At 44.5% G+C, this 17,215-nt stretch carries 20 protein-coding genes and 1 pseudogene; 11 read left to right on the forward strand and 10 right to left on the reverse strand.

Features of this window, described 5'->3' with window-relative positions:
• Positions 1 to 70: 70 nt before the first annotated feature.
• Positions 71 to 244 (forward strand): hypothetical protein, encoded by a 174-nt coding sequence (locus tag Vsou_RS11695; RefSeq protein WP_188603344.1) that lies wholly within the window; start codon positions 71 to 73, stop codon positions 242 to 244.
• On the opposite strand, the gene Vsou_RS11700 is transcribed toward Vsou_RS11695, so the two are convergent.
• The gene (locus Vsou_RS11700; protein WP_188603345.1) at positions 236 to 1,222 is read right to left on the reverse strand and encodes a winged helix-turn-helix transcriptional regulator; all 987 of its coding nucleotides are present in this window, start codon (positions 1,220 to 1,222) and stop codon (positions 236 to 238) included. The two genes, Vsou_RS11695 and Vsou_RS11700, sit on opposite strands and share 9 nt — an antisense overlap.
• 127 nt (positions 1,223 to 1,349) lie before the next feature.
• Between Vsou_RS11700 and Vsou_RS11705 the strand changes: the two genes are divergently transcribed.
• A complete protein-coding gene (locus Vsou_RS11705) occupies positions 1,350 to 1,604 on the forward strand; it encodes a hypothetical protein (RefSeq protein ID WP_188603346.1) in 255 nt (84 codons plus the stop codon).
• On the opposite strand, the gene Vsou_RS11710 is transcribed toward Vsou_RS11705, so the two are convergent.
• The 3 genes from Vsou_RS11710 to Vsou_RS11720 all read right to left on the reverse strand — a co-directional run bounded on the left by Vsou_RS11710 (position 1,554) and on the right by Vsou_RS11720 (position 3,773).
• Entirely contained in the window at positions 1,554 to 2,144 is a 591-nt protein-coding gene (locus Vsou_RS11710) for a hypothetical protein (protein ID WP_188603347.1), read from the reverse strand. The two genes, Vsou_RS11705 and Vsou_RS11710, sit on opposite strands and share 51 nt — an antisense overlap.
• 3 nt (positions 2,145 to 2,147) lie before the next feature.
• Positions 2,148 to 2,420: an RpoL/Rpb11 RNA polymerase subunit family protein gene (locus tag Vsou_RS11715; RefSeq protein ID WP_054844158.1), complete on the reverse strand. Its 273-nt coding sequence runs from the start codon at positions 2,418 to 2,420 to the stop codon at positions 2,148 to 2,150.
• A 192-nt stretch (positions 2,421 to 2,612) separates the two neighbouring features.
• A complete protein-coding gene (locus Vsou_RS11720) occupies positions 2,613 to 3,773 on the reverse strand; it encodes a CBS domain-containing protein (protein ID WP_188603348.1) in 1,161 nt (386 codons plus the stop codon).
• 77 nt (positions 3,774 to 3,850) lie between these two features.
• On the opposite strand from Vsou_RS11720, the gene Vsou_RS11725 reads away from it, so the two are divergent.
• From Vsou_RS11725 to Vsou_RS11740, 4 genes are read left to right on the forward strand one after another with little or no spacing between them, the layout of a single operon-like run.
• Entirely contained in the window at positions 3,851 to 4,300 is a 450-nt protein-coding gene (locus Vsou_RS11725; protein WP_188603349.1) for a RecB-family nuclease, read from the forward strand.
• Positions 4,301 to 4,327: 27 nt separating this feature from the next.
• Complete coding sequence (gene ndhC, locus Vsou_RS11730) at positions 4,328 to 4,741, forward strand: NADH-quinone oxidoreductase subunit A (protein WP_229709821.1); 414 nt, start codon at positions 4,328 to 4,330, stop codon at positions 4,739 to 4,741.
• Entirely contained in the window at positions 4,741 to 5,937 is a 1,197-nt protein-coding gene (gene nuoB / locus Vsou_RS11735) for an NADH-quinone oxidoreductase subunit NuoB (RefSeq protein WP_229709822.1), read from the forward strand. The genes ndhC and nuoB overlap by 1 nt, the downstream gene beginning before the upstream one ends.
• A gap of 5 nt (positions 5,938 to 5,942) precedes the next feature.
• Positions 5,943 to 7,220 carry an NADH-quinone oxidoreductase subunit D gene (locus Vsou_RS11740; protein ID WP_229709823.1) on the forward strand — a complete coding sequence of 426 codons (1,278 nt, stop codon included), beginning with the start codon at positions 5,943 to 5,945 and terminating at the stop codon, positions 7,218 to 7,220.
• A 141-nt stretch (positions 7,221 to 7,361) separates the two neighbouring features.
• Here the strand turns inward: Vsou_RS11740 and Vsou_RS11745 are convergent, their stop codons facing one another.
• From Vsou_RS11745 to Vsou_RS11755, 3 genes are read right to left on the reverse strand one after another with little or no spacing between them, the layout of a single operon-like run.
• A complete protein-coding gene (locus Vsou_RS11745) occupies positions 7,362 to 7,829 on the reverse strand; it encodes a hypothetical protein (protein WP_188603350.1) in 468 nt (155 codons plus the stop codon).
• On the reverse strand, positions 7,816 to 8,256 hold the full coding sequence (locus tag Vsou_RS11750; RefSeq protein ID WP_054844160.1) for a hypothetical protein: 441 nt from the start codon (positions 8,254 to 8,256) through the stop codon (positions 7,816 to 7,818). Before Vsou_RS11750 ends, Vsou_RS11745 begins: the two co-directional genes overlap by 14 nt.
• A complete protein-coding gene (locus Vsou_RS11755; protein WP_054844161.1) occupies positions 8,253 to 8,810 on the reverse strand; it encodes a hypothetical protein in 558 nt (185 codons plus the stop codon). Before Vsou_RS11755 ends, Vsou_RS11750 begins: the two co-directional genes overlap by 4 nt.
• A 65-nt stretch (positions 8,811 to 8,875) precedes the next feature.
• Between Vsou_RS11755 and Vsou_RS13325 the strand changes: the two are divergent.
• From Vsou_RS13325 to Vsou_RS11780, 4 genes and pseudogenes are all read left to right on the forward strand, one after another.
• A pseudogene (locus Vsou_RS13325) lies at positions 8,876 to 9,338 on the forward strand (PaREP1 family protein).
• Between the two features lie 69 nt (positions 9,339 to 9,407).
• Complete coding sequence (locus tag Vsou_RS11770) at positions 9,408 to 10,604, forward strand: DNA double-strand break repair nuclease NurA (protein ID WP_188603352.1); 1,197 nt, start codon at positions 9,408 to 9,410, stop codon at positions 10,602 to 10,604.
• A 52-nt stretch (positions 10,605 to 10,656) separates the two neighbouring features.
• On the forward strand, positions 10,657 to 11,058 hold the full coding sequence (locus Vsou_RS11775) for a hypothetical protein (RefSeq protein ID WP_188603353.1): 402 nt from the start codon (positions 10,657 to 10,659) through the stop codon (positions 11,056 to 11,058).
• Between the two features lie 44 nt (positions 11,059 to 11,102).
• Entirely contained in the window at positions 11,103 to 12,428 is a 1,326-nt protein-coding gene (locus Vsou_RS11780; RefSeq protein WP_188603354.1) for a cyclic 2,3-diphosphoglycerate synthase, read from the forward strand.
• Here the strand turns inward: Vsou_RS11780 and Vsou_RS11785 are convergent.
• From Vsou_RS11785 to Vsou_RS11795, 3 genes are all read right to left on the reverse strand, one after another.
• Positions 12,421 to 13,050 (reverse strand): pyridoxamine 5'-phosphate oxidase family protein, encoded by a 630-nt coding sequence (locus Vsou_RS11785; RefSeq protein ID WP_054844163.1) that lies wholly within the window; start codon positions 13,048 to 13,050, stop codon positions 12,421 to 12,423. The genes Vsou_RS11780 and Vsou_RS11785 overlap by 8 nt on opposite strands.
• A 94-nt stretch (positions 13,051 to 13,144) precedes the next feature.
• On the reverse strand, positions 13,145 to 14,059 hold the full coding sequence (locus tag Vsou_RS11790) for an acyl-CoA dehydrogenase family protein (RefSeq protein WP_188603355.1): 915 nt from the start codon (positions 14,057 to 14,059) through the stop codon (positions 13,145 to 13,147).
• Position 14,060: 1 nt separating this feature from the next.
• On the reverse strand, positions 14,061 to 15,194 hold the full coding sequence (locus Vsou_RS11795) for an acyl-CoA dehydrogenase family protein (protein ID WP_188603356.1): 1,134 nt from the start codon (positions 15,192 to 15,194) through the stop codon (positions 14,061 to 14,063).
• Between the two features lie 195 nt (positions 15,195 to 15,389).
• Here Vsou_RS11795 and Vsou_RS11800 point away from each other — a divergent pair, with 195 nt between their 5' ends.
• On the forward strand, positions 15,390 to 17,159 hold the full coding sequence (locus Vsou_RS11800) for a long-chain-fatty-acid--CoA ligase (protein WP_229709825.1): 1,770 nt from the start codon (positions 15,390 to 15,392) through the stop codon (positions 17,157 to 17,159).
• Positions 17,160 to 17,215: the final 56 nt, after the last annotated feature.

Genomic DNA, 17,215 nt, shown 5'->3' on the forward strand with positions numbered 1-17,215 from the left:
TATATGGAAATTGTGCAGATTATGCACCTTACAAACTGCTTTTTAATTCCTCTTTACATACAATAATTGTATGACGAGGTATGAATTAAGAAAATACATAACCTATGGACAATTAATTATTTGGCCTAGATTGATAATTAGCATTAGGGATCACGTAGTACCTATATTACTAGTCAGTGCAATGGATAGAGATGAAAGAAGGAGCATTAGATGTACTAGCATTAAGGCCAGGCATTTAGCGTGACATGGACGGTAATGAGTATATCGCAACCTCCTTATTACCCCTGAGGATCACTTGCCTCTTGATTAGCCCCTTCCTAATTAAAATATTCAATGCATTTCTGACGGTTCTGCTTGGGAGCATGGTTTTTTCCATAATCTCCTTTTGCGTTAATTGCCCTTCATATTCCAGGATCTTAAGTATGAACTTGGCACTTGGTGGAAGGTCCATGTTGGATAGTAGGCTTAGTTTCTTTTCGTAACGTCCTATGCTACTCGACATGTTACCGATCCTGATGAGTTTTATCGGTCTGCCAGACATTATTCTAACTTCGCTTCCCGCATAGGACCTAATACTACCGTCTATTATGATCTCCACCCTGGACCTGGAAATTAGGTCCCTTATCTCTATTGTTGAGTCGCTGGGCACTATAATTGGTACCCTCGCTAAGTTCGTACTGTTCACCGTAACGATCTCAAGTACGCGGGCTCTCGAGTGTATCAATGGTCCTCCGGCTGACATTGCATACGCCGTGGAACCCGTGGGTGTGGACACGATTAAGCCATCAGCTACATCGTGCCAAACGTACTCCCCATTCACATAAAGACTATACTCAATGGTTATTGCGCTCTTTGCTGGAAATATGGCAACCTCATTAACGGCATTAGGTAGTCTTTTTCCCTTAATGTCCACTGCGAGTCTCAGTATTTCCTCGGTATCATAATTGCCGGTGATTATGTTAGGTATTGCCTTGTCGAGGCTTGTTATGTCTATTGAATTTAGGAAGCTTATTCCAAAGCCGACAGTAAGTATTGGTCCATCCCATGAATTTAGCCTATGCAGGTTCATAATAATGAACCTATCAGTACCAACAATACCAATGATATCATAACCACTTAGGTCATTGCCTAATTCCGTGGTTACTTCAAATGACGAATAGTTACTAAGGACTTTCTTGACCTCATTGATCGCACTGGGCATGGATACTATTAATCCCCTCATTCTTGATACTGTAATTATTATTGCGGGGAATTTTATTTTTTATCTACATTCTCTATGTATCTCTATACTTTATGGAATCGACAAGGGAGCATCACGCATTTAAATAAAGACATTTATGGATGGCTTAATGATCCCGGTGACAATAATAGGCATACTTGGATTGATATCAATAGTTGTGGGTTGGGTATTAGCGTTAGGTGACGTGCCTCCATTGAGGCTAACAATACCGTATTTACTGGGAAGCACCCTACTAACGATATACTCAGTGCTTAATTGGGACGTGGTATTCATAGTACTTAATGGAGCCGCCACATTACTATCAACCATGAACCTAGTAAGGAGGGTTAGGGAGCTCAAGGGTAGCGTCAAAAATAACAGATAGCATCAAAATTTCTGGGACCAAATCGCCATCAGTGATGTAAAGATTTTCCGCCAGCCTCAGCAACCAATTGGCGCTCGTGCCAATAATGAGAGTATTCCTCGTTGTACCCCTACCCAACACAGCCCTATAGTTATCATGATGTTCTCGATCACGGATATACGTAATAAGGGTATAGACCCTGCCAGGTACAACCCGTGTATTCAACGTTACCTCAGTGGCCCCAGCAAGGCCGATTGCCCTAGCCTCCATGAAGCCCAGTGCCGTTAGTGCCTCGGTCATTGAATTGGTATTATGCACCTTCCTTAGCAGTTCAAGTGCGGTCTTCAATACACTCTTCGCCGTGGCCCTCCGGATAGTTATTGAACCGCCTTGAGGCACTAGGGTTAATACGATGGAGCCCTTGGCGAGGCACGATCCATCTGCACTAATTACTATGCTACGCGGAGGGACATAACAATTCTCAACCCTAATGACCTCTTCCCCCAATTCCTTAACTATATCAATTAACCACTGAGGTAATTCACCAATTACATAGAGCAAGTATTAACCACCTAGGAATCCCTTCTCGAGTTCCTCAATATCCCTTAGTACATCATTCACCGCTTCCTTAATTACGTCAAGTGGTGGTCTTCCCTTAGTCCTTATTTTAAACCTGACGTTTTGTGTCAGTGGGTGGTCAACATCGTACATTGCGTACTCCACATCTGGTTTCTTGAGTAGGTACTCAATTAATGGTGCGAATAATGTGTATGTCTCACCCTGTATAACTGCCTCCAGGTAGCTATCCTCAGCCTTAACAATGCTTATCTTTATCACGAAAATGTAGGGTAGATAGAGAATTAAAAACTTTAACTCCAGGTAATTCGGTAGCATTTAGGGATTATCCAAGTGATGAGAACCCCCGTAGCCGATAAATGAGGAATTCACGTACCGGCTGATTACCCTTATCAGCCGTTGGCGATGAAATCACCGGTCATTAAAGGGTGCGCTCATCATTGCTTCATTTAATTACTCGCCGGTTGGCGGCCCTCCACGCATCTTACCCCTTCTCCGAGTGTCCCTTACCCTATTTATTTCCCTTTCAATTCTCCTGATCAAGGTCTCGAAGGCATACCTGACGGCATTCACTGGATCCCAATCAACCTCGTTCACGGCATACACATTCACGTTATCCTTAAGCATTATGTGCACTGAGAACTTACTCCTCTTTTCTTCGCCACCCTTTTCATACTTCTTAATGTTTATTTTTAGGTCTATGACGTTAGTCATCCTATTGATCTTAGCCACGTAATTCGTTATCACCTTCTCAATCAATGACTTGGTATTCTCATCTACATCAGCGAGTTTCGCCTCTATGGGTATTTCCTCGTATGGCTTAATGGCAGTCTTTATCACATCATAGCTCGATAATACGCCTACCACGGAATCCCCTGAAATAACCGGCATGCCGGATATCCCATTATCGAGCATTACATTTACGGCTGTGTAAATATCATTATTATCACTTATGGTTATTACCGGTGTCGTTGCCACGGCCTTCACGGGTGCCGCAAGTATGTCATCCTCAGTTCCAACTACATCGCCCCTCCGGCTGCGCCTTGGTATTGATGCGTAGTAAAGCCTCTCCACTATGTCCCTCATGGAGACGATGCCATATAATTTACTTGACTCGAGTACTGGCAGTCGTGTTATCCCATGCCTAATCATGAGCCATTTAGCCCTGGCCACGGCTTCATCAGCCTCGATTGTAATCGCGGGCTTTGACATTACCGATGATATGTTTACACGGGGCAGCAACCTACTATCCAGCAGGTACCGCAACACCTTCTCCCTTGTTAGGATGCCAACTAGATTCATACTGGAGTCCACTACGGGTAGCGCCCTAACCCTTAGGATGAGGATTTTGCCCATTGCCCTTGTCAAGTCTGAATCCTGACTTATTGAGTATGGTGGCGACATTGCACTGGAAACCTTGGACCTGAGACTAACCCTGCGCTCAAGAAGTTCCCTATAGCTTAGGACGCCAACTAGTTTACCGTTATCGTTGATCACAGGGACGACCCATACCCTGTGGTCCCTCATGTCGGAGATAACCTTTGATATAATGTCCTTTGGTTTTGCAATGACTATTGCGTTATTCATGAGCTCGTTAACTAGTGGTGCGCTCATCATAATTCAGTAATTAAAACCCTTTAATAATTTAATTTTGGGCATAATTTTATAAAGAGCAAGGGAAACTCGACTACGTGGATTGCCAACAAGCAGTGAATAATGTAATACCGGTAATACACAACCCAGCCAGTGTTCAGAAACTTCTTGATGCAGTCAGGGTATCCCTTGGTTTTGGTGTGAGGACCATAGTGGTTACCAAGGCCGTGGGTACCGCGGCACAGCAGGGAATACCGGAGGCATTCAGGCTTGTCCTTAAGTCGGGCGTGGCACTGGTGGTGTTGCCGGATATTAAGGATGCCGTTGAGTTACTACGACCAGACAACATTTACTTCCTGAGTACCAGGGGTGATTCCATGGGTGAGATTAAGGGTAAGTCGTTAATGGTGATCCAAGCCTCAGATCAGCCGTTCATGCAGAGTGAGTTGGCCCTTGGTAGGCAAGTCAGGGTTGTGGGTAGGGACATAGGCAGTACGGCGCTTCTTACCCTGGCCCTTACCAGGGTTCTTGGTCCATGCATTGAGTGAGGTTATTACTTAAAAATACCCCGTCACTTGGTATTACTGGTCGTAATGTCGGCATTCATAGATGCATTAGCGATATTAATAGTACTTGTGGTAATAGCAATAATAGCTGATGTTGCTATAATATATATAGCAAGGAAGGTTGCCGCAAGGAACCCGAATGCTTCCAAGCTACAGAGGTATGAGGCGGGTAACCCACCTGTTGGTGAAGCTAGGTACGTATTTCCGATACAATACGTTGGTTTCCTGTTGATGTTCCTGGGCATTGAACCAATCATAGTAATACTGCTGATTTTATCATCAGTTGTGTCGGCTACCCTGCCAATAACCTATGTAATACTTGCATTACTAGTAATAGCGCTACCCAGTGTTTATGTAGGTTATAAATACGCATTGAGAATAGCCTATCCCAAAGGATTTATAAAAAAGTCAAGCGGTAGGTGATGAGGATGTCACTTAACAAGGCATTGGAACCCTACAGGAAGTGGGGCACGAAGTATTCCCTATGGCCGGTACACCTCGTAACGGCATGCTGCGGTGTTGAGATGGCGCACACCTGGAATCCAACGTATGACGCAGAGAGACTCGGTTCACTGCCATGGCATGCACCGAGGCAGACAAACCTAATCCTTGTTGAGGGTACAATATCCTTCAAAATGGCTAGGGTCCTCAGGTATGTTTGGGAGCAAATGAGTGATCCTAAATACGTGATTGCCATGGGCTCCTGCGCCGCAGAGGGGGGTGTATTCTGGAATAGTTACCACGCGGTCCCCGTTAATAAAGTAATACCCATCGATGCATATGCCATTGGCTGCCCACCAACACCTGAGGCCGTTATTCAAATGATTAGGATCGTCCAAAGAAAGATAGAGACAGGCGAGGCGAAGGCCAACGTTAAGCCAAAGACAATCGACCTAACCAAGATATTCACACCAACACCAACCAAGCAACCAGCGCCAAACCCACCCCACAGGATAACACCTAACCCCCACATACCCATTTGCCAGGAGAAGAAGGTGGAGTGGCCCCTCGGTTATGAATTAGTAAATAATCAATTAATGCCAACGCTTAAGGAATCAGCTAGGAAAATAATAGTAACAGAAGTAAACAGGGTATGTGTGGAATCGGAGCCCGGCAAGCTAAAGGACGCTGCATTGTTGCTCTCGAAATTAGGGTTTGACCATGTTAAGTCGGTAAACGTTATCGATGCGCCTCACGAAAATAAATTCTACATTGAGTATTGGGTATCAAGTTACGGTAAGAAGGAGTTGATGCCCGTACTAGTTACATTGACGACAGAAATACCGAGGGACAACCCCAGGGTACCAAGTTTAATCGATATCTGGCCGAGTGCGGATTACATGGAGCGCGAGATGTATGATTTCTTCGGTGTATGGTTTGAGGGTAATCCATGGATGGGAAGGAACTTCCTACTCGACCCAGATACGCCAATTAAGTTTCCCCTTAGGAAGGATGTGCCATTGGTTAGGGAATTCTATATAGTAGATAGAGAATTTCCAGGACAGTCAGTTGCGCCACCACAACCCAAGCCATCACAGTCAACTGTGCCTCAACCAAAACCAACGCAGGAGAAACCAAGTGAGGAAAAACAAAAAACGGGAAGTGAAGCCAGTGGGTGAGTCTCATGAGCAACGATAATGGAGAAAAGTATGCGGAATTACCGGTTGGGATGGAGGTTCCTGAGGAATTTACAAGGAACTTTGTGCCAATACCCAAGGAGTACGTTGAGGCAGCATATAAAGGCGAGGAATACCTGGTTTTCATAGGTCCCCAGCATCCGGGGAGTGGTCACATGAGGATAATACTGAGGCTTAAGGGTGATTACGTGGTTGATGCAATACCGGACCCGGGCTATGTACATAGGGGCGTGGAGAAGTTGGCCGAAACAAGACTGTACATACACGTGATACCTCTTATTGAGAGACCCACTATTCAGGACTCGGCGAACTTCGACCTTGGCTATTCACGCGCAGTGGAGAAATTGGCTGACCTTGACGTGCCAAAGAGGGCCCAGTACATTAGGGTAATACTGGCTGAGTTAAGTAGGATAGCCACGCACCTATACGATACTGGAATACTCGCCGTATTCATTGGTCACAGCACGGGTTACATGTGGGCCTTTGGACTTAGGGACGTGATTAACGAAGCCTTCATAAGAATAACAGGTACAAGAACCACATTAAGTTACACAATACCTGGTGGTGTTAGGTGGGATGTTAAGCCCGACGTACTCAACTTCGTTTATGAATTAACGAATTACCTGGAGAGGAAGATGAAGGACATGGAGTCAATATTCGTTAAGAATCCAGTGACGATACATAGGCTTAAGGAGGTAGGTGTGTTGACGAAGGAGGATGCCATCAAATATGGCCTAGTTGGGCCATTCCTAAGGGCGTCTGGCGTTGAGTATGATGTTAGGAAGGTTGAGCCCTACGATGCATATAACGAGTTTGACTGGGATATACCAGTGGCTGATGAGGGCGATTCATACTCAAGGTTCCTGGTTAGGGTTGAGGAAATTAGGCAGAGTATAAAGATAATTAGGCAGGCGGTTAAGAACATACCCGACACGCCAATAATCAGTGAGAAATTACTGTCAAGAGTACCACCGAAGGATAGGCCACAGGCGGCTAAAAGCGTTTGGACGTTCCTAACGAAGACCCATGTCGGATTAACACCGGGTGCTGGTGAGGCGACGACATTGACAGAAGCGTCGAGAGGGCTATTACTGTTCACATTAATATCTGACGGGCACAGCAACGTACCATATAGACTAAGGATGGTCACACCATCGTGGCTACTGCTTAGAGGTTTCATGGAGGCATTAAAGGGCTATAGACTAGCTGATGTGCCGGCCATATACGGAAGCTTCGGCTACTTCCCACCCGAAGCTGATCGTTGACAAACCAACTCTTGTACGTTACCGCCCTCAGTAGGCGTAATTAGTCTTTTTAAATTCTCAATTATTATTCGTTTCCTCCTTTCATCGTTGGCGTTCTCATATTTTTTACACAATACCTCAATAACCTTTATTTTAATATCGTCATATCTTTCGAAGACGTACATGGGTATTACAATAGATAGGCTTTTTTCCTTCATAAACATGAATTAATTCAATAAACCTTTCACCGTACACCTTCTTTAATGCGTCAAGAATTTTCTTAACCTTATTAGGATCTTTGGTGTTGATTACTAATTTGGTCGTACCATTATAAGTAATTACTGTGAACTTAAAGCCAGCTATCACTATTTGCATTTTGCCTTTCTTAAATTTCAGTTTCATATTTGCTATATTTTTTATATTAATACATTTCTCAGCATTGAATGCGTCTAAGATATCTCGTAATATGTGCGGCAAAGAGTTTATCATAGCCTTAGCAAGGTCTATCGCATTACCACTGTAGAATCTAATGCTAATCCAACTTTCATATTGATCTTCATCCCATTTAAACCCCATTTCGCTCAATTTATTAAGTACCTGTTTCCATATGTTATATTTAGTTGTTGACATTTGATATTTTTATCTCTGGTTCACTATACTTACCCTTTCTTAACCTTATGAATGCACTACCGTCGCCTAACACTGCTGTAAGCATGAAGGCATGTAATGTTTCCTTATTATTTATCTCTTCAATTATCTTTGAAATTTCATCCTTAATTGAGTTGTAGTCATTGGCAATTAAGAACCACAATATTGATACATTATTTTCATTTACCTTAATGCTATTTATACTTACGTACATTGTACCTGGGTAAAATAATGACCAAGTAATAACCTGCCATATCTGTGTTGTGCTCATTGCAGGTTTACCTTTATGAATATTTTCATCTGTTACAGCAAATCCGCCACGTAATGCCTTAATTAACTCCTTAATGAATCGTTCATATTCACTCTTACTTAACATTCTTCTAAATATGTTAAGTACCTTAAGCTTCATGCCTTTAAGCCCTTAAGCCGTAACTGAATTATTATACTATTCTCATTTGGTTTATCCACCTCTAATGTTATATGTCCTTTATATACACTAATTCCGTTATTTCTCCTAACAATTACTTCAGCTTTACCGCTTACTAAATCTTCAATGAGCCTTTTAATCTCTTCATTAATGTTATTCCTCGGCCAGTACTCCTCAAGCTTATCAATATACTTAATGTATTTATTAATGAGCCTTAAAATGGCATTGGCTATCTTATCACTGTATTTCTCTCTAAGCATTAATTCAACGTTATCTCTCGCCTTTAACCACTCCTCCTTCCATGCGATTATCCACCAATCATCCCAAATACGCCATTTTAGCATTCGATTAATCATCTCAATGATTAGCTTAGTGGTCTCATTAATGGATCTTGGATCATCAATCTTATTACTGCATCGATACTTCTTACCACTCCTCTTACCTCGGCAAAACTTATTTTTCCTAGTGAATTCCTCGTTTAATTCATAGTTCGCCGTTGTGGCCTCAGATTGAGCAAATTGAGAAGCGGCCATCATTATTAACTTCTCAAAACAAATTAATAAGGCATTAAAAGGTGAAGTAACTATTACATACAGTTACTATGGAGGAATTGATTAGGATCGCTGAGGAGCGTGGTATTGACGTTGAGGACTTAATAATAAATGCTTCGTCAGGAATTGATCCTCTGGAGGGGGTTGAGGATGAGGATGGAACTCGCCAAGAGATATTTAACTGAGATGGATGAGTATCTGAGAAAAGGTGATGCTGTTCAGGTCAGTGAGAAGGCATATAAGGCGGCTGAGGAGATTGTTAAGGCTTTGACCAAGAAATTCAACGTACCCGAGCATCAGCAAGCCGTAAAGGAGGGCATGTGGTATACTTACTTATTAACGAGGGCTGCGGACACGCTTTCTGTGTGATTGGGTGTCTAATGGGTGGAGCAGTGCTTACGTGCTGCATGTGTGGGGTTTCATGAAACTAAAATGAGCGTGAATGATTTAATGCCTTGCATTGATAAGGTTAGGGCATTAGTTAGAGAGACTGAAAATGTATTAAGTCAGTAAGTACTTAGGAAAGTAATTGCAAACCTTACTCATTAGTGCTTTATATATCTCTCTGTGTTTATTTCCTAGATGTTACCCAGTGATTATGGACCTGGAGACATTGAGTTTTGGATTGAGCCTCCATTACTGCTTTCCATACAATCTGATGTAAAGGAAATACTCGACAAGGGCATGGACTCCCGGGTACTATCCATAATACGCGAACTAAGGGGTATACTGGAGGGCAGAGGTTTAGTGAGGAACCTGGGTTCATCAATAAGGGCACTTAATGCGTATGCCATTGACTCAAGTTACCCAACGCCACCCCTTGAATTAATTGGAGGCGTCATGACCGTGCTTTCCTATGGTTATGTTGGTTACCTTAATGGTTCCTATGATAGGTATATGACCGGTGAGGTTGTTTTTGAGGATGTAGGTGAGTTTGAGAGGGTGATTACCAGGAAAGCCCAGATTAGGGAGAGGGAATTGGCGATCAGGCTACTTAAGGATAAGTTGAAGGGTAGGAGGGATATCGACCTTGTAATACTTGATGGTGAGATACCCATCCACCCACTACCCTATAACCTACCCGTCGAAGGTGGTGTATTGGCACGCGTAACCAGTGTGATTGGGAACCTACTCGACCTATCGGCAAGGACTGGAACACCAATCATTGGTGTTGTTAAGAGGGTCAGGTCCAAGTTCCTATCCGTGTTAATTAATAGGTGTTTACCAATGAATGACAAACTCATTGCAAGTCTAACCCTTAATAATGGCGAGTACATGGTACTTGGCAGTTATGGCGATATCCTACCACCGTGGATCCAGATTAATTATAACGATTGCGAACTAAGAAAAAGGTGCAATGGAAAGGAGTGTGACGGCGTTAGGGAGTTAATGAGTAGAAGGCTCAGTGAGGGTTTGGTTAATATCGAGCATGTATTTAGTGGATCAACGCATCCCGGATTGAAAATGCTTAAGGAGGTTATTGTGGCCTTTTATAAGCCGCGTAATGGTTCGCCGGCAGTTAAGCTCGAGATCTATAACCCAAGTGATAGGTTCAATATTGAGGAGTTAATTACATACCTTGAGTCGCAGACTACGGATACGGGCTACCCATTCCTAATTGATAGGGTTGATGAGTATGTCAGGCTTGACCCGAGGATCCTGGACTACGTGAGAAGCCTGATAATTAAAGGCTCGAAGGACCTAAACCCAGCGTTACTAACGATGCTGCAACTAACGAATCCACAAAAGGCGTACCTAGTGAAGAGACTGGAGGCGTAGGATTATAAACTAATTCTTTAATAAGACCCTGTAAATCAACAAAGCGATTGCGATGCAGTTCGGCTTTAGAATGAGGGGACTCATCATTAAGGTGGCTGTGTTCCTACCAATGGCCGTAGCCACGGTTGTGAGCATTAAGTTTGTTCCCCCAATCTTTGCACCAGTCATAGTATTGGCACTCCTGATCCTAGTGATACTTCTTAACAAGGCGATCAATAAGAGGTTGGCAGGTATGTGGGGACCACAATTGTTTAGTATGGACAACTACATCATTTATGAGAGGGGCGTTTACGTGAAGCCCATTGACATCTTTTACCCATGGAGTGAGGTGGTCTCCATGGGTAGGGATCAGTCATACGTAACGTTCATGTTTAATGACGGTACCGAAATATCACTACCCAGGGATATTATTGATGGCATACAGGGTTGTCCATGCACTGCAATTGCTAGGTAAGCGTTAAATAATAGTGTTATTGTTCTAGGTATGGTGACCGGTCATTGCGGAGGGTAATAATACTGGGTGCGGGTGGTCGAGACCTGCACGTATTCAATACGTACTTCAGGCATAACCCAGAGTATAGGGTTGTTGCTGTAGCTCAGGTACAGATACCGGGTATCGGCGGTAAGCGCTACATAAAGGGTTCAGGGGATCTTTACCAACCAGGTGGTGTACCATTAATTGGCCTTGGGAACCTAGAGGACTTAAGCCGTTTAATAAGGGATCTCGGGGCTGACGAGGTTATCCTGGCGTACAGCGACCTGCTCTATAATGATGTTGGTAGGATAATAAGCATAGTCCTTGCAAATGGCGCGAGCTTTAGGATACTAGGTCCTAGGGATACCATGATAAGATCCTCAAGGCCGATGCTGGGTGTCGTGGCAACGAGGACGGGGGCTGGTAAGTCAACAGTATCGCATGAAGTAACGCTGGAGTTAATTAGGAGAGGCTTGAGGGTTGCGTCCATTAGGCACCCAATGATTTACATGAACCCTGACGACATGCTAGTGCAAGTATTTAAGACCAGGGAGGATCTAATGAAAATAACCTTTGAGGAGAGGGAGGAGTATGAGCACTACATTGAGATCGGTGTGCCGGTACTTGCGGGTGTTGATTATGAAATGATACTCAATGAGGCAGAGGCCATGGCAGATGTAATACTATGGGATGGTGGCAATAACGACTTCCCATTTTACTACACCGATTACTTAATAACAGTTACTGATGCCAGGAGACCGGGGCATGAGGTTGGTAGCTTCCCTGGCGAGGTTAATACAAGGCTTGCTGATGCCGTGATAGTTACTAAGGTCTCTGACTCAACCCCTGAGAATGTTAAGACCATAATTAGTAATATTAAAGCCGTAAACCCAAGGGCATCAATAACACAGGCAGATCTTGAGGTTTATTTAGACAATCCAAATGCCGTGGCTGGTAAGAAGGTCGTAATCATCGAGGACGCCCCAACAGTAACGCATGGTGGTTTACCATACGCGGCAGGTTACATAGCTGCTAGGAAGTACAATGCTGAGATAGTTGATCCAAAGCCATACGCCGTGGGCATAATAAAGGAGACCTACGCAAAGTACACGCACATGGGACCAGTACTACCAAGCCTGGGCTACACCCCAGAGCAAATAAGGGATTTGGAGGAGACCATAAGGAGGATACCCGCCGACGTAGTCATTATGGGCACCCCAGCCCACATTGAGGATGTTGTTAAGATTGATAAGCCCATAGTTAGGGCTAAGTGGAGGCTCAAGGTTCTTGAGGGGCCAACAATAAGCCAATTAATTGATGAGTTTCTCGAGCGTGCAAGGCTTAAGTAGGTTTACGTTGCGCAATTAAGTCCGTTAAATACTTCGGTATTGGCTTATTATTCGTACTCATGGGTGTGCCGTAACTAATGACTATCGGTACTACACCCTCCCAATGACTATCGCCACTTATCGTTGGTCCACCCTCCCTCCTCTTAATTGCAAAGTCCTCAATACTAACCCTAACGACGGCGACGGAATTCAATTCCTCAATAGACGGCAACTCAGTATCGTCAAGCCTCCCAGGTACCAACCTATCCATCATCAGCTGGAAAACCCGAAGCTTCTCACTTGGATCGTCAACGAACGAGCCTCTACCATATATAATGGCTGATTCATAGTTTATCGAATTATTGTATAGATTACTCGCAAGAACTATGCCGTGCACCTCGGTAATAGCAATGACAATCGGCAAGCCACTACCAATTATCCTAATTAGCCTACTATCGGGTGAGCCGTGCATGTATACGTACTGATCATCATTCACGTAAAGCATTGGTATCACGTATGGTTCACCACCGTCAATGAAGCCCACGTGGCATATGAAATTCCTGCTTAACAACTTCATGAGTTCATCCCTATCGTAGGACGCCCTCTCACTATACCTCACAACCTTAACCTTACGAGAACCCATGCAACACGTGCATCTTGAATTAATTTAAGAATTACCACTATAACACGTTATACCAACCAACTCCTTTTGAGAAATCACTTAGCGGTCTTAACAATCATACTTCACGAGCCCTCGACCTATCGTAAGACTCCCACAGCTCATCCATGTTGAAGCCATAGACCTTACTTAACGTTACACTACGCCTCAGGTATAGGTGCAAGTCGAGCTCATCGGTGAACCCTATACCTCCATGTACCTGGATACTGTCCCTAATTGTGTTTGGGATAATCCTTGATGCGTAATCCAACGCCATGGGTGCCAGCTTCAAGTCATCAGCAGCCCTTAGGTATAGTGACCTGGCGAGCTCTATGTTAAGTGCCATGTTCACCAATTTATGTTTCACGGCCTGGAATGCACCTATTGATCTACCGAAGGCAATCCTCTTCTTTGCGTAATCCACCGATAACTCAAGCGGTGGTTTACCAGTACCCACTATGGCTGCGGATAGTAGGAGCGCTACTAAGTCTCTATTCACACTTACCTTAGTACTCCTCCTAAAGTTGACTTGGCACCACCTCATCGAGTTATCGAAGGAGTTCAGTGGCTTTACCGAGGCATCATCCTTCCAGATTAGGTTATCGCCAATTACTATGACGTCGGCCCTATGCGCCTCGGGCGCCATGTTTGCGGTGCTTGATATCGATATTTTCAACTTACCCTCATACTTCTCATTACCTAATTCATTACCCGTGGCTACGGCACCTATTATTGTCGTTATGACAATACCAGGCGGAAGCCTTGAGCTCGCCTCCTCCATCAGTATTGCTGCATCCCTCGGCTTGGCGTCCCTGAAGAACTCAAACAATCCGAAATCCACCAAGGCCTTCCATAACTCATCAAGTACTGATGTATCGCCTTCACTATAACTCCTTAGTTTGGCGGTTGACCATACCTTATTGAAGAGTTCATTCAGATTATTCAGTATTAATTTCAGTTCCTCATTTAGGTAATCCTTAATGCCGATAATCATACTAAACACCCTTTGGAAGCCCAAGCACGAGCTCTCCAAGGAGGTTACGCAGGATTTCAGAGGTGCCGGAGAGTATTGTATAGCCCTTACTATCTATATACCCAAAGGACCACTCGAATAGATCACCCTCAACAAGAGTCTCGGGACCCAGCTTCGACACTGCCGCTATGTATATCTTATCGAGAATCTCGGACGCCAACAACTTTATTGAAGCAGCCTCGGGCCCTACTATCTCACCCCTCAGTGCGAGCATGAGCATCCTATCATAAAGCTCCTTAATGGCTAGCGACTCCTCGAGGAGCGCCAACGTATCCGCATCGCGTCTCACCTCCACCAGGTGCCTGGCGGCACTTGCTGCGGCGTAGGCGAAGGCGCCGCCTATGTTCAGTCTCTCGAAGTTCAAGGTGGTCATGGCAACCCTCCAGCCATCGCCAACTTTACCAACCACGTTCTCCTTGGGAACCTTGACATTATCTAGGAAGACCTCACTAAATCCAGGCCTGCCGTTAATCTGCTTTATCGGTCTATAGGTAATTCCCTCAGACCTGGTGTCTACGATAAACATCGTTAAGCCCTTATGCCTTTCCTCAGGTGAGCCGGTCCTAGCGAGTACTAGGTAGTAATTAGCCAGGTGGAAGTCACTGCTCCAGACCTTCCTACCATTCAGTACAAAGTAATCACCCCTATCCTCAGCCTTGGTGGTTATTGCCGCCAGGTCCGAGCCGCAGCACGGCTCGGAGAAGCCCTGGGCCCAGACATCCTCACAAGTCAACATCCTCCTTAAATACCTCCTTTTCTGCCCTTCATTGCCATGAAACAGAATGGCGGGGCCTGCTACGGATAAGCCAATTCCTGGGCAGCCGGGGTAGACAATGCCGAGACTAAGCGCCACATCCCTAACTACTAACTCCTTCCTTACGTCATCGCCATACCCACCATACTCCTTAGGCCAACTTATGCCGACTAAGCCGGCATTATATAATGTCCTGTGCCACCTAATGGCGGCATCAATAAACCTGGGGTCCTCATAGTACCAACCAATACCACCACGCCTAATCCTCATCTCAGGAGGAGCATTCTTAATGAACCAATCCTTAACGTAATCCCTAAACCTCTCGAGTTCCGACTCAGACATATAACATTATTAGTTAATTGATTCTTAATAAACATTACCTCATTATTAATCATAATAATGTAAAGCAATCATACTATCAATATTCACAGTATAGTTTTGTAGTAATATATCTATCAATTCATAATTAATAATAAACGAATCAATGATATGTACTTTTGAGAAAAACTTAAATAATTTTTATTTATAATAAATTCAATGAATGAGCAGATCCAGCAACAACATAAGTATAATACAGAAGAAGAAGTCTTTAATGAAATTATACCTGGCTACCAATTAACTATTGACAAAATACTCAAGACAGGCGTAACGCTATTTCCCAATAATGAAATTGTTTATTGGCCTCCAAATGGCCGTAGGCTCCACTTCGCATTTAGCGAATTTAATGAAAGAGTTAACAGGCTTGGTTGGGTCCTTAAGGAACTCGACGTAGCTAGTGGTGACCCAAGGAGAATGGGTACGAGGGTCGCCATATTTGATTGGAACACGCATAGATTCCTTGAATTGCTATATGCAGTGCCCATGTACGGTGCAGTGCTCCAACCAGTTAACATTAGGTTGGCGCCTGAGGAGATTATCTACGTGATGAATAAGTCCAGGGATGAGGTAGCCTTTGTAAATGCCGACTTCCTACCATTGATAAAGGCGATAGCCCCAAAGCTTGAGCACCTAAGGAAAATAGTCGTTATGCATGATGGTGAGGAACCAATAAAGATTGAACGCATTGGCAATGCTGAGGTATACGATTATGAGGAGTTAATGAAGGAGGCCAGGGAATTCAACTACCCGGAGGAGCTTGATGAGAGGACTGTCATGGTGATGATGTACACCTCAGGCACCACAGGGTTGCCCAAGGCAACGATATTTAGGCATAGGGAGATAGTACTGCATGCAATCGCTGTATTGATAATCGCAGTGTGGAATTGGTACCCAGCGCATTACCTAAGGTTCACTAGGAATGCCTATAACCCACTCGGTGAACCATCACTCCTCCTTGTACCGTTCTACCACGTGCTCGGTTGGGGAGCGCCGTACTACAACATCATGGGTGGTACACCGAAGATAGTACTGCCGGGTAGGTATGAGTGGAACCACATCATTAGGTTGATTAAGGAGGAAAAGGTAAAGAATGCGGCTGGCGTACCAACAATGCTATACCTAATGTTAAACAGTCCCGAGCTCAAGGACGTGGACCTAAGGGGATTCCTATGGAGTCTTGGTGGTGCGGCGGTCACCAAGGGGTTGATTGAGGAGGCCAGGAAGAGGGGCGTGATATTGACTAATGGTTACGGATTGACGGAGACGGCACCGGTCGTTATAGCGCCTGCACTATCGCCGGACCTAGTAATGAGCCTAAGCGAGGAGGAACTACAGGAATTAGTGGTCAATAGCATTGGAAAGCCCCTACCATTTGTCCAGGCCAGGGTGGTTGATGAGGAAGGTAGGGATGTGCCTAAGGATGGAAAAACCGTGGGCGAGCTGGTGCTGAGGGCTCCCTGGATAACCCTGGGCTATTACGGAGACCCAGAGAAAACAAGGGCTGCCTTCAAGGATGTTTGGTTCCACACCGGTGACTTGGCAACGTGGGATGAGAGGGGGTTCATATACATCGTAGATAGGGCTAAGGACGTTATCAAGAGTGGCGGTGAGTGGATATCAAGCCTTAAACTTGAGAGCTTAATATCACTTCACCCAGCGGTTGCGGAGGTGGCGGTCATAGGCGCTACGCATGAGAAGTGGGGTGAGAGGCCCGTGGCCATTGTCGTGCTGAGGCCGGAATTCGAGGACAGGGTTAAGGAGGAGGATATCATAAATCACGTGAGAGCATTCGTTGATGAGGGCGTTATACCGAAGTGGTGGGTGCCTGACAAGGTGATATTCGTTGATGAGCTTCCAAAGACTGGCGCGGCCAAGATCGATAAGAAGGTGCTTAGGGATAGATATAGGGATGTATTGATTAAGCGGTGAAAATAATTATTCTCATTAAGAATTAAAAATAAATTTATTCCTATTAATCAGGTAAT

This window comes from Vulcanisaeta souniana JCM 11219, from assembly GCF_026000775.1.
Taxonomy (GTDB): Archaea; Thermoproteota; Thermoprotei; order Thermoproteales; family Thermocladiaceae; genus Vulcanisaeta; species Vulcanisaeta souniana.